At 55.0% G+C, this 12,415-nt stretch carries 12 protein-coding genes; all 12 read left to right on the top strand.

The genetic code is table 11. The annotated features are described in order from the left end of the window. The first annotated feature begins 8 nt into the window (after positions 1–8). The 12 genes from CU081_RS03285 (at position 9) to CU081_RS03230 (ending at position 12,403) form a co-directional block, all read left to right on the top strand. Positions 9–479, top strand: coding sequence for a hypothetical protein (locus CU081_RS03285; RefSeq protein ID WP_003860998.1), 471 nt, complete (start codon positions 9–11; stop codon positions 477–479). Positions 480–706: 227 nt separating this feature from the next. After that, on the top strand, positions 707–1,330 hold the full coding sequence (locus CU081_RS03280) for a common pilus major fimbrillin subunit EcpA (RefSeq protein ID WP_003860995.1): 624 nt from the start codon (positions 707–709) through the stop codon (positions 1,328–1,330). 45 nt (positions 1,331–1,375) lie between these two features. Next, positions 1,376–2,053, top strand: a complete 678-nt coding sequence (locus CU081_RS03275; protein ID WP_022650117.1) for a hypothetical protein — start codon at positions 1,376–1,378, stop codon at positions 2,051–2,053. 6 nt (positions 2,054–2,059) lie between these two features. Further along, positions 2,060–4,654 (top strand): CS1-pili formation C-terminal domain-containing protein, encoded by a 2,595-nt coding sequence (locus CU081_RS03270; RefSeq protein WP_032645952.1) that lies wholly within the window; start codon positions 2,060–2,062, stop codon positions 4,652–4,654. Further along, the gene (locus CU081_RS03265; RefSeq protein WP_022650119.1) at positions 4,632–6,230 is read left to right on the top strand and encodes a hypothetical protein; all 1,599 of its coding nucleotides are present in this window, start codon (positions 4,632–4,634) and stop codon (positions 6,228–6,230) included. Before CU081_RS03270 ends, CU081_RS03265 begins: the two co-directional genes overlap by 23 nt. 6 nt (positions 6,231–6,236) lie before the next feature. Next, positions 6,237–6,890 (top strand): hypothetical protein, encoded by a 654-nt coding sequence (locus CU081_RS03260; protein WP_006812468.1) that lies wholly within the window; start codon positions 6,237–6,239, stop codon positions 6,888–6,890. 73 nt (positions 6,891–6,963) lie between these two features. Then, the gene (locus CU081_RS03255) at positions 6,964–7,158 is read left to right on the top strand and encodes a hypothetical protein (protein ID WP_022646586.1); all 195 of its coding nucleotides are present in this window, start codon (positions 6,964–6,966) and stop codon (positions 7,156–7,158) included. Positions 7,159–7,181: 23 nt separating this feature from the next. After that, a complete protein-coding gene (locus tag CU081_RS03250; protein WP_001196016.1) occupies positions 7,182–7,367 on the top strand; it encodes a hypothetical protein in 186 nt (61 codons plus the stop codon). A gap of 67 nt (positions 7,368–7,434) precedes the next feature. Further along, positions 7,435–9,531, top strand: a complete 2,097-nt coding sequence (locus CU081_RS03245; protein ID WP_003860971.1) for a peptidase domain-containing ABC transporter — start codon at positions 7,435–7,437, stop codon at positions 9,529–9,531. After that, positions 9,528–10,277 (top strand): hypothetical protein, encoded by a 750-nt coding sequence (locus tag CU081_RS03240; protein WP_003860969.1) that lies wholly within the window; start codon positions 9,528–9,530, stop codon positions 10,275–10,277. The genes CU081_RS03245 and CU081_RS03240 overlap by 4 nt, the downstream gene beginning before the upstream one ends. Before the next feature lie 6 nt (positions 10,278–10,283). Next, complete coding sequence (locus tag CU081_RS03235) at positions 10,284–11,534, top strand: HlyD family secretion protein (protein WP_022650120.1); 1,251 nt, start codon at positions 10,284–10,286, stop codon at positions 11,532–11,534. An 89-nt stretch (positions 11,535–11,623) separates the two neighbouring features. After that, the gene (locus CU081_RS03230; protein ID WP_022650121.1) at positions 11,624–12,403 is read left to right on the top strand and encodes an MBL fold metallo-hydrolase; all 780 of its coding nucleotides are present in this window, start codon (positions 11,624–11,626) and stop codon (positions 12,401–12,403) included. The last annotated feature ends 12 nt before the right edge of the window (positions 12,404–12,415 follow it).

The following is a 12,415-nucleotide window of genomic DNA, read 5'->3' as shown; positions in this document are numbered from 1 at the left end:
GGACTAAAATGAGTGTACTGTTCAGTATCGTACTGGCGCTGTCTGTCATCGCGTTGTTATGGATCTATTTTACCAGAACGCAGGATGAGGGGTTTGGCTGCCAGTCAGATACCATTTCCTGGAAAACATATTCCACGGGTGAGTCAACCGATATGTCGCTAACCACGCTTTTCCTGTTTAACAACAAAGATGTTGTGACGGTTATTCATAAAGGCGTGCTCAAGAAAGAGGGCAAAAGCTACCTGATTGACCGAAATTACACGCTCAGCGTGGAAAAAGTCGATGGAAGCAATATCTTTTATATTAAGGATAAAAAGCTGAATAAATCTGAAGATGATGCGGCGCCGGATGGCGTTGTAAACGAAATGTTACTTGATAATATCAACTTCTTCTATATTACCAGCGTAAAAAAACATGCGTGGTTAATTAAGGGGCTGGTGTTGCCTGTAATGATGTGTGTGGCTGTCCCGACGTCCTGATATTTCTCTTTATTAAAAAATCGATATTTATCTATTACTCGGGAAGGTGAGTAATTTACTCAATACGTAACAATAAGATACGAGAAATTTATTTATATTTTTATTGTTGCTCTCCGTCGAGTGAATTTTTCTGTATTGCCTCGTTATTTTGCGGCTGTCTATACTCCGCCTCGAAAAAGGGGCTCCCCTTTTTATACACGTGGATTCTTTTTTGAAGGACTAAATAAATGAACAAACTGAACGCTATCGTTCTGGGCTCCCTGCTGTCTGTTTCTGCCCTGAGCGCAGTTAATGCAGCAGAAACGACGGCTTCTGCCACATGGCAGGCAACCGCGACCAAAGACAGCGAATCCGATCTGGTTGTTACGCCAACGCGTGCTCTGAACTTTGTTTACAGCGCCAACACCAAATCTTTCAACACCGACACCGGTCTGTTTGATGTGGCTATCCGTGGCGATCACTCTACGGCGACCAGCTTCAAACTCGAAGCTATCCTCGACGATTCAAACAACACGCTGTTCAGCGTGGGTGGTGAAGCGACCAAGCTGAAAGTGGGTGCGCGTTGGGGCGGTAACGACCTGGGCTCTATCGGTGGCACCGTGGGGGCGAAATCAACCGCATGGACCACGCTGGTTGATTCCTCTTCTAACACCGGCGTCTCTTCTGGCCTGTGGAACCTGACCACCAGCGCAGGCGCGGCGGCAGATACCGAAATTACCGGCCAGGACAAATTCGTCTTCTACGTTGACTCCGCTCAGGACAATGCCGGTACGGCGAAAGAGTTCAAAGACCTGACCAACAGCCTGTGGGAAGGGACCGTGTCTGTTGCGTTCCGCGCAACCTGGGGCTAAGGCCTGATCGATCCAGGGGCGCAAGCCCCTGTTTAGGGAAATAGCATGTTTAACCTCAAATCCGCCTTCTTATTTTTATTATTTATCTCTTCCTCCGCGCTGGCCATTAATGTGGGAAAAGTCACCACCATTATTTCTGCGGATGCTGACTCCACCGCCAAGGAAATAAAAAACGAAGCAGACAGCGTGCGTATTGTTTCTGTTCGCGCACAGCGGATCAGCAGCCCAATGGATGAAGGGATCGTCATTAATCCGGAGAAAGTGGACGAACTGTTGCTGACGCCCACGCGCATGGTGATGCCCGCCGGTACCAGCAATATCGTCAAATTTTACTATCACGGAAACGCCGATAACAAAGAGCGTTACTACCGCATTACCTTCACGGATGAAGGGGTAAGCGAAGAGGTGGACAGCGGTTCGCCAAAAAACGGCACCGGGATGACGCGCGCGGTGGTGAGCACCATTCTGGTGGTTCAGCCCCGGGATAAGAAGATTGATTTCGTCTATGTGGCGGGAAAAATAACCAATAAAGGGAACACCTCGTTTCGCGTCAATGCGACCGGGACCTGCCTGAAGCCGAATCCGGAATCCCCCGGCACGCCGTGTAGCAAAAACTTCTACCTGATGCCAGAGACCTCGCGCGCTATTGAGGATATCAACGTTACGGATAACCATTTTCATCTCGGAATATGGGACCTGAAACAGTTCATTCCTGTTAAGTAAGGATGCATGGTGAAAAATAAATTAGTGTTGCCGGTGATGATGGCTTGCGCATCCGGCACGCTGCCCGCGCTTGCGCATGCAGCCTCAAGCTCCGTGGTTATCGCTAATTACCGTTTTCCCGACTCGCTTTATGCACTGCTGGAGCAGGGGATCAAAATTCCCGTCTATCTGGTGAATACGCGTCCACACTCAGCACAACAAGGGAACCACGAAGGTACGGCGAGCGAATATGTTCGTATCGGTGACGTGACGCTCTTTGCAAAAGATCTGAAGCTGGGGCTGAGGGACGTTCAGGTCCAGGAGTCTGATAACGGCATTCGTCTGTCAAAAGAGATGAGAACGTTATTGCAGAGCATTAACGATAAGCAGTTTGATGACCAGATGCGCATTCCGGTAAGTACGGGGTCCGCGTTCGAGCTGGATCAGAAAAAAATGCGCCTGTTGCTGAATCTGTCGCAGAGCGACTACGGGGTGAATATTCGCCCGCGTGAGGTGGACATTGATGCGCCGGAGTCTGACGACCTGAGCGGCACGTTCTCCTACAACCTCGGGGCGTATCACACCGAGAGCGGCTACGGTGACAGCTGGTCGTCGGGCTATCTGAACGCGAGAAACTGGATCTCAATGGGCGTCGATCATGTGCTGATCGACGGCTCTGGCTACGTCAACGAGAGCAGCAGCGATACCCAGATGAATGCGGTTATGTGGGAGCGCGACTATCAGGGGATGCGCTACGCCGCAGGCATGCTGAACGGCTGGGCGATGCAGTCTCTGGCGAGCGTCAGCGGGATTTCCGGCGGTGAAGTCTACGGCGTTTCCATGGGCAACCAGGCCAACTCCCGCAAACGCGATAACACGCTCTCTCTGACGCCGGTGGTGGTCTATTTCCCCACGGCGGGCGAGGCCCGTATTCGTCGTGACGGGCAGCTTATCGGCATTCAGCGCTTTGACGTCGGCAACCATGAAATTGACACCAGCAGCCTGCCCTACGGGATCTACAGCATCGAAGTTGAGGTGGTGAGCGGAAGCCGCACCGTGTCGCGTAGCATGTACACCGTAAATAAGCCGTTCTCCAGCAACGTGTCGGAAACGCTGCGCTGGCAGATGTGGGGCGGGATGTATAGCCGCGATAAATCCGTCGTCAATTATAAAAAATACGCGAAACGCAAAAACGAGCAGGACAACACCTACTACTACGATTACGACACCAAACATAAAGACACCATGTCGCTGGTGGGAGCCTCGTTCAGCAAGCGCAGCGGGATGGTCGACTGGAACGCCTCCACCTACATGATGCGGGAACACATCGTCAGCGAGCTGTGGGCCTCCCTGAACCTGACGGGCTATTTCTCGGTGAATACCCAGACCATGGCCGCCTCCGACGGAACCTATCGCGCCAACTATGGGGCGAATCTCAGCCTGCCGTGGCAGATCGGCTCGGTGTGGTACTCCCATGAACAGCTCTCCAGTGGCAAGTTCCTCGATATCTATGAGAGCAAGGGCAATACCTGGGGCGCCTCCTTTAGCCTGCCGTCGTTCGGTCTGCCCTCGGCGGGCAACCTGAGCCTGATGCGCCAGGAGGACGACCTCTATCGCTATAAACGCTATCAGCTGGACTACTCCCAGGGGTTATACGCCGGTCGCTACGGTACGGCGCGCCTGCGGGTGGGAATGTCGCGCAACAAATACGACGGGTATTACGAAGAGAAAGATCGTTACGTGATGCTCGATTTAGCTATACCGCTCGGCAATACCGTGTCGGTTGGCGTTTCCCACAATCGCGATACCGGCACGGCGCTGAACGTCAGCGCCAGCCGCCAGTTTGAAGGCGATTACCTGAAATCGGCTACCGCCAACGTCTCGAAAGCCTTTAACAGCCGCCAGGATCGCAGCGTAAGCGGCGGCGGCAGCGTGAACTTCGACACGCCGTGGAACAGCAACATCCTCAGCGTCCAGAGCGGCATGAGTAAAGGCTGGAACTCCACGCTGACCAGTGACGGCAGCGTGGGCTGGTCCAAAGAGGCCATCGCCGCCGGGAAAGGCACCGAAAGCGCAGGGGTGATTGTCAGTACCGGTCTCAAATCTGATGAAGCGCTGACCCTGAAGCTTAACGGCCGGGCAGAACGCATCAAAGGGGATAAGACCTGGCTGTCGCTGCCGGCATACCAGGCTTATGACCTGGAAGTGATGAACAGTGAAACCGGTACGGAAAGCTATGAGATTGGCGCGAATGCGCGTCGCCATATCACGGTTTATCCGGGCAATACCGTGGTGATGAAGCCGCAGGTGAAGAAAATCGTCACTCTGTTTGGTCGTCTTGTGGATGCAAACGGGGCCCCGATTGGCGCCATGCAGATCAAAAACCACGTCGGGCTGACCCGGACGGAAAACGACGGACGCTTCGTGATCGACGTTGATAAGAACAACCCTGTCCTGAGTATCGCCACGCCGGACGACAGCGTCTGCGAAGTGCGCCTGGACATCGAGTCTAACCGCGGTGCGCTGTGGCTTGGGGACATCTCCTGCGACAAAGGCGATTTCGTCTGGCAGGAAGCAAAAGGAACGCAGGAACGTGACGATGAAAAAGATATTCGCTCTTAATTTACTGCTGATGAGCGCGGCGGCCCAGGCGCAGGAGCTGCCCTATTTCGCCATTAATAACCCGGACAATAACGGTACGGGAAACAGCGCGGGGCTGTTTAGTCTGAACAGCACGTCGACCGCGTTTTTACACGGTTCGCGCGAGTGGCCGACCCTGAGTGCGAAAACGAATAACGGTATCGCCACTTACATCCCGGACAACAGCTTCAACGGCCCGGCAGGCAGCGCGTTAACTATCGACTTTTCGGTGACCGGTTCCAGCGCTTCTCCGTTCTTTAAAGGGACGGCGTGTTCCTCGTCCTGCGGCAACACGGGGTACACCCCGACGACCAGCTATACCGACACGTCGATGGTGGTTAAGCCGCCGGTGATGGAGCCCGGCACGTCATACGGGCGCTGGGTACTGGGCGATCCGTTCTTTAACTATTTGCTCAACGCCGCGCCAGGGGATGAAGTGACCATCACCTCCACGCCGCAAATCAGCTCCATCAACAAAGTGACCACCACCAATACGCTTCACAAGGTGGGCACGCTGACCATGACCAACTCCAGAGCGCTTAACCTGGGTATTGACCCGATCAGCGGCGAGGTGACGATTGTCGATGGATCAACGGGGGCCACCTGCACCAAGTACACCCGTAATACGGTCTCTGGCGTCCTGTGCGACCTGCTCGAATACACGTTTGTTGGGGAAGATATCTCCGGTTACAACGGAGGGCTGGCGCTCACCTCTTCCCGCGTCAACAGCGTGCTGCAATCGCACATGAGCGGCGGCACCGGGCTTGCCGCCGAGCTGACCTTCGATGAAAACACCTGGTACAGTATCTCCGGCGGTATCCTGAGCGATACGCGTGTCCTGGCGAACACCTTCCTTGCAGCGCCGCAGAAAAACGGCGGCAAAGCGTACCTTAAAATCTTTTTGCCGAAAGCGTTAATTCTGAGCGTGGCGCAGGCGGGGGACGGCAGCAACATTGGCAATATCGTCAGCCTGTGTCTGACGCCCGGCAACAGCTCGCTGGCGGCGGATTTCTGCTTCCAGCCGGGGGGCGGCCTGGTGATTAACCCGATCGAACCCGGGCTGGAAATTGTGCCAGACAACCCGGATTACACCCTCGATCCTGACGGTCTGGGCGGCTCAGGGAAAGGCATTATCGGCGAAGCGCCCATTGAGATCCCCTACACCATCACCTACAGCGGGGCGCAAAAAGATGCGGCGATTGCGGTCACGGTAAAAGTCACCGGGCCTACCCAAAGCCTGAATGGGGTGGACTACTGCGCCTTTAGCGGCAACGGCTTTACGGTTCCCATTCCGGGCAACATGCTGGTGGGGAAAAGCCAGACGCTGATGGCGCACAACTGTAAAGGCGAAGTACTGTCGATCCCGGCGCCGGCCACCCATGCGGAAGAGTGGGACAAAATGAGTTCCGGCGTGACCGATATGTGGCTCTGGAAAACACCGCTGATCCTCCAGTTCGTTATGGATAATCCGGTATCGAAAACCACCTATGACGGAAATAGCTGGTTTGGTGAAGTGACCGCGCAGGGAAGAATAGATGTTAGCGCATCCTGGAATTAATCAACCATGACTGGAAAATTCCTGGCTATTTTTGCAATAAATTGCTTCATTTCCACAGGGGCAAATGCTTTAATTATCGAAAGTCTGAATATTGATTTTCTTCCCGAAAGAGAAGTTGTTTTTCAGCCGATAAAAAACGATACCAGCGAGCGTCAGAATTATACCGTGTCGCTTATTCAGGTAGACGTTCCTAAAGAGAAGGGAAAAGAAACCGAAATAAAAGACGGCGAAGTCATGTATTCGCCTAAGCAATTAACGCTGGGGAGCGGTGAACGCGCGGGTTTTAAATTTTATTATACCGGCCCGCATGACAACAAAGAGCGATACTATCGCGTAAAATTCACCGAGACGCCGCTCCAGGCAAAGGTGATCACGCGCAAAGGCCAGCGCATCCAGTCGGATGTGGTGGTCTCGCTTGAGGCTATTTTGATTGTCCGCCCATGGACACGACATTTTGATTATGCGTTTAGCAACGGGGTGGTGAGTAATACCGGGAATACCTATTTTAAATATGTTTCCTCGGTCGGGTGCAGTACGCAATACAACAATTCAAAATATATTCCACCGGGGCAACGGCTGGAAATAGATAATGCCGGGCAGGCTGCAAGGCGGATGATTATTTATGGCAATAAAATCATTCCGCTGACCACCTGCCCGTAGCAACCGCTTTCCTTCATAAAAGGAAATTAGCCTTTAGCATCATGCTAAAGATCCATCACTACAGGAGATAAAAATGAAAGCGATTTCATTCGTAGAAGCGAAAGACATTATTGGCGGCGCGTTAAACCCGTTCGCTGGTCTGGTTAAAGGTGCACAGCTGGGTTACGACACCGGCGCCAGCATCATGGGCATGGTTGGCGGTGTGGTTGGCGGAGTTCTGGGTGGCGCAATGGGCTTCCTGGGCGCGCTGGTTGGTAGCTACAACTAATTCACGTTAACAGGAAAAGTATCATGCAAGTTATCGATTTCAAAAAAGCACAGGCCATCATCGGTGGTTGGGATCCGTTTGCTGCCGCTATTCAGGGCGCAAGCGCGGGCTATAACGCGGGCAGCCAGATGTTAGGCGCGCTGGGCGGCACCATCGGCGGCGTATTCGGCCTGGTGGGCGGCTTCATCGGCGGTTTCTTCAGCGCCTAAGCGAGAAGCACGTTGTACGCATGGCCCGCATTGCCGGGCCATTTTTTTATTTCAGCCACGGATCATTATGTTTTCGCTCTTTCAGTATAAAAAACAGGGTAAGACCCCTGTTATTCGCCAGCATGAATTTACCGAATGTGGACTGGCCTGCCTGGCGATGGTGTTGGGGCACTACGACCACCATGTCTCCGTCAGCCAGCTGCGCCGGGAGATTTCCGTTTCCGCCGATGCGGGAACCTCAATGGCGGAATTGATGACCCTTGCCAGCGATAAAAATATGTCTGGCCGGGTGCTTAAAGGCGAAATCACTGAAATAGAAACGTCTGAGCTGCCGCTCATCGCCTTCTGGCGCGGCAACCATTTCGTGGTCATCGTGAAGATCGACAGCCGCAGCGTGACCGTTCACGACCCGGCCAGCGGCGTGCGTCGTTACCGTCTGAAAGAGGCGGAAAAACTCTTTTCCGGCTATGTGCTTGAGCTTAAGCCCACGCCGTGCTTCGAAAAGAAATCCCCGGATGAAAAGCTCACGCTTGGCCGTTTAGCCAATAAATCTCCGAGCCTGTTCCAGCGCCAGCTGCTGCTGTTTGTGCTCTGTATTTTTACTCTCATCACCATGCTGGCAAGCCCCACCTACGTGCAGCTGATTATGGATGAGGCCATTTCCCGCAGCGACAGCGATCTGGTGATCCTGCTCACCGCGATCTTCGCTATCGTCTTTATCTTTGAAGTCATCGGTAAATTCCTCAAGCAGCTGCTTGAGATCCTGATGCGTAACATTGCCTATGACGATTTAAGCCAGTCCGTGCGCCACTACATGCTGCGCACCCAGACCAGCTGGTTCCGCTCGCGCCCGCCGGGCATCGTGCTGGCTATTGAGAAATCGCTCCACGCCTGCGCGGAGTTCATCAGCAATGGTTACGTGCAAATTCTCTTTTCCAGCCTGATCGCCGTCACCAGCCTGCTGTTTATGCTGCTGTATAACGTCAAAATTGCGCTGCTGACAATGCTGCTGATGGGCGTGTTTTTCCTGATCCGCTTTTCGCTGATCGGCCCCTATCAACGCGCGGTGGATGACTCCATCGAGCGCACCGCCCAGTATGAGTCCCTGCTAGTGGAGACGCAGAAAGGGATCATAACGCTCAAAGCGAACAACATGGAGCAGGCCCGGGATGCGGTGATGGACAAATCCCAGCGCGAACACATCGCCGGGCTGATGCGTAAAGAGCGGCTACTGGCCCGCTTTGACGTGGCTTCGCTGCTGGTGATCAATGCCGAGCAGCTGCTGGTGGTCTGCTTTGGCGCGTGGCTGATCCTGGAAGGGCAGATGAGCATCGGGATGCTTTACGCCTATATCAGCTATAAGCGCTATTTTTCCGATGCCATGGTGCAGGTGGCGCAGAAGCTGCTGGACAAAAATGCCCTCAAGGGGCCGCTGGATCGCGTGGGCGACCTGCTGTTTGCTCCCTCTGAAACCAGCCAGTTTGGGAAGCGGATTGTCACCTCGCCGGTCTGTCTGCAATTTGAGGATGTCTCATTTGCCTATCCTGGCCGGGAGGCCACGCTACAGCATATCAACATGACCCTGAAGCAGGGCGAAGAGGCGGTGATTGTGGGCCAGAGCGGGTCGGGAAAAACCACGCTGCTGCGTCTGATCTCCGGCATGCTGCTGGCATCGTCTGGCACGCTGCGGATCAATAAGATCCCCATTGAGGGGTGCGATCTTTCCTCGCTGCGTCAGCACATCCGCATCGTCCATGCGGACGATATTCTCTTCACCGGCTCGATTCTGGACAACATCGCCTGCTTTGACAGCGCACCGGATAAAGAGCAGGTCATTGCCGCGTGTCGGCTGGCGGAGGTGGATCACGTCGTCGCCCGGCTGCCGCACGGCTACGAAACGGAGATGCTGCCGGGGAACACCTTTTTCTCTGCCGGGGAGATGCAGCGTCTGGTTCTGGCGCGCGCCCTGTACAGCCAGCCTAAGCTTCTGCTCTGTGACGAAGTGACGGCGAATCTGGATAAAACGACCGCGCAGAAAGTGCTGGCGAACCTGCGTAGCCTGGGGATTGGCCTGGTGTTTGTCACCCACTCGCCGGACGTGGTGGGCTGTCAGGGGCGTCTCTATACCATGGAAAACGGCACCCTGCGGGAGAGTGAGCAATGATGCTTTTGCCGCGTCTCTATGCGCGACTCTGCGCGCGCCAGGCCGGGCGCACGCTGCTGGCAAACCGGATCACGCAAAACTACAGCCAGTTTATGCGCTGCCCGGAGGCCGATGTTCCGGCTGATTTTCTGCATCAGAATGCGCATGAGCTGAGCGGGTTTAACTTCGTGGAGCAGATCTTCCCGCCCGCGCTTTGGGCGCGCAACGTTAGTTTTGATCTGCACGGGTACGTGGCGCAGTGGACGCGGGAGCAGGCATTTTACAGTTCATCTCGCACCCTGCTACTGGGCATGCGCTGGGCGGGCTTTGGTCTGATCGTGGATGCGCTGCTCGCCACCGCGCCAGCTGATGTGCGCTTTCAGTTTATTACCCGTCACCCTGCGCTGCATAAGCTGATGGCCGCGCACGAAGGCCGACGCGCCAGCTCGTTTTTCGCCCCTCACCGCCTGGTGACGGTGCTGCTGATGGACGAACGCCTGCCGGATGCGCCGCTGTTCTCCACCCAGGCAGGGGATCAAAAGGCGTGGTTAACGGACGTCTCAACGCGGTTTTTATCGCGCTATGGCTACAGCGTCCGAACGCTGCTGCCGATCTGTTCGCTGCACGCGGCGGAGTTTGGGCTGGAGAGTCAGGCGTATGCGCCGGAGGATTACCGTCAGGCCGCCGCCGACACGCTGAACGCGCTGCGCAAAACCCCCACGCTCTGGAGTGCATGGGATGATCTTTCAGTGATTTATCATGGATGACATATCGTGAAATTAAAAAACCGAAGCGGACAGCGGCGGGCGCTGATCCCGCATCACTTCTCAAAAAGCTATCACATCAACGCGCCACGGCTGAAAGCCGTGCTGACCTTGTTCATCGCCTTTTTTCTCTGCCTGCTGGTCTTTGCGATTGTCTTTAATTTTTCGGAAACCACGCTGGCACGCGGGGTGCTGATCCCGGCGCAGGGCGATGTGGAGGTGCGCGCCAGAGAGTCCGGAACCCTTGTTGATTTTGCCGTCCGGCCCGGCCAGTACGTGAAGGAAAACGATCCGCTGTTCACCGTGTCGCAGGACTATGGCGGCAAGCAGGGCTCGGTGGTGCAGTTTGACCGCCAGCAGATGGAAGCGGAGAAGAAGCGCAGCGAGCAGCGCATTCAGGCCATTGAGGACTCGATTGCGTCGTATCGCAAAAATCTGGCGCAGCAGCTGGCTCTCACCGACAAGCAGATCGCCGTTTCCCGCGATAAGGTGAAGAAGCTGCGCGCGCTGTTAAAAAACAGCACCGACACCTACGAGGCGTGGAAATCCGTCTCCGGGAAGGGCTATGTCTCCAGAGTGGATCTCGATAAAAGCCACAATGATGTGCTCAATGCGCAGCTCAACCTGACGCTGGAGGAGAGCACTATTCTTGAGCTTGAGGCACGCAAAACCAGCCTGACCGACAGCACCCAGTCGCAAATTGACTCTCTGAGCGAAGAGCAGCTGTATGTGAAAAACCGCATCAGCGAAATCGATCGCAACCTGTCCAGCCGGGGAAGTTCCACCATGGCGATGCTGGCCCCTTCCGATGGTTACGTGGTGGCGATTAACTTCCCGCCTGGCCGGGCCATTACGCAAAATAGCGAGGTGGTGGTGGTGATCCGTAAAAATACCGCGGCGACGATGGAGGGGTACCTGTATGTTCCGGCAACGGGGGTGGGGCGCGTGGCGAAAGGCGATAAGGTTAAGCTGCGCTTCGACTCCTGGCCCGTGGACAAATACGGTTCGGTGGAGGCGACGCTGTCCGATTTCTATGAGGTAAACATTGATGCCCATTCGGCGCTGATCCCGCTCCAGGAAGGGCAGAACTACTACCTGGCTAAAGTGCGCGTCCCCTCCTGGTTTACCGACCCGGACAAGAAAAAGCGCATGCTGATGGGCGGGATGACGGTGAACGCCGATATCGTTATCGATCGTAAGCCGCTTATCAATCTGCTGATTGCCCCGCTGGAAAGGGTGCGCAAGCGGTTTATCGATTGACCCGATTTCATCGATCATCGCCCTTTGGCCCACATTCTTAACGGCACCCTGGGGCTATTCTCCTTCTCATACCAACCGGAGGATAGCCCATGAACATTACGCAAATTCGCAATGCCACCCAACTGATCACTTACGCGGGAAAACGCTTTTTAATCGACCCAATGCTGGCGCCAAAAGGCACTTATCCGGGTTTTCCCGGCACGGCGCGGGCTGATATTCGCAACCCGATGGTCGAGCTTCCCGTTGACGTTCAAACGCTTCTGGATGCTGACGCGGTGATCGTCACCCATACCCATGCCGATCACTGGGATCAGTACGCCGTTGAGCTGATCGCCAAAGGCAAGCCGATCTACGTGCAAAATGATAGCGATGCCGCGCTGCTGCGCAGCCAGGGATTTACCAACCTGACGATCATGACCGGGGAAACAACATACGGCGATATCCGGATAGTGAAAACCCACGGCGGCCAGCACGGTACTGACCGCGCTTACGCCGTGCCGGAGCTGGCAGAGTTTCTGGGGGAAGCCTGCGGCGTGGTGTTCCGTCATCCCGATGAGAAGACGCTTTATATCGCAGGGGATACCATCTGGCGCGATGCGGTGGCGGCCGATCTGCAAAAGCACCAGCCGGATATCGTCGTGCTCAACGCCGGTTACGCTCATGTCATTGGGTTTGGGCCGATTATCATGGGGGAAGAAGATCTGCTTAACGTGCATTTCCTGCTGCCGCAGGCGAAAATCGTGGCGACCCATATGGAAGCTATCAACCACTGCCTGCTGACCCGCCGCGCGCTGCGCGAGTATGTTGACGCCAACGAGATAAGTGACGCGGTGAGCATTCCTCAGGACGGCGAAACCGTTATATTCTGAGTGTTAAAGGGG

Source organism: Enterobacter sp. CRENT-193 (assembly GCF_002787395.1).
GTDB lineage: Bacteria > Pseudomonadota > Gammaproteobacteria > Enterobacterales > Enterobacteriaceae > Enterobacter > Enterobacter hormaechei_C.
The sequence above is the reverse complement of the archived record's forward strand: the minus strand, read 5'-3'. Positions and strand labels throughout refer to the sequence as shown.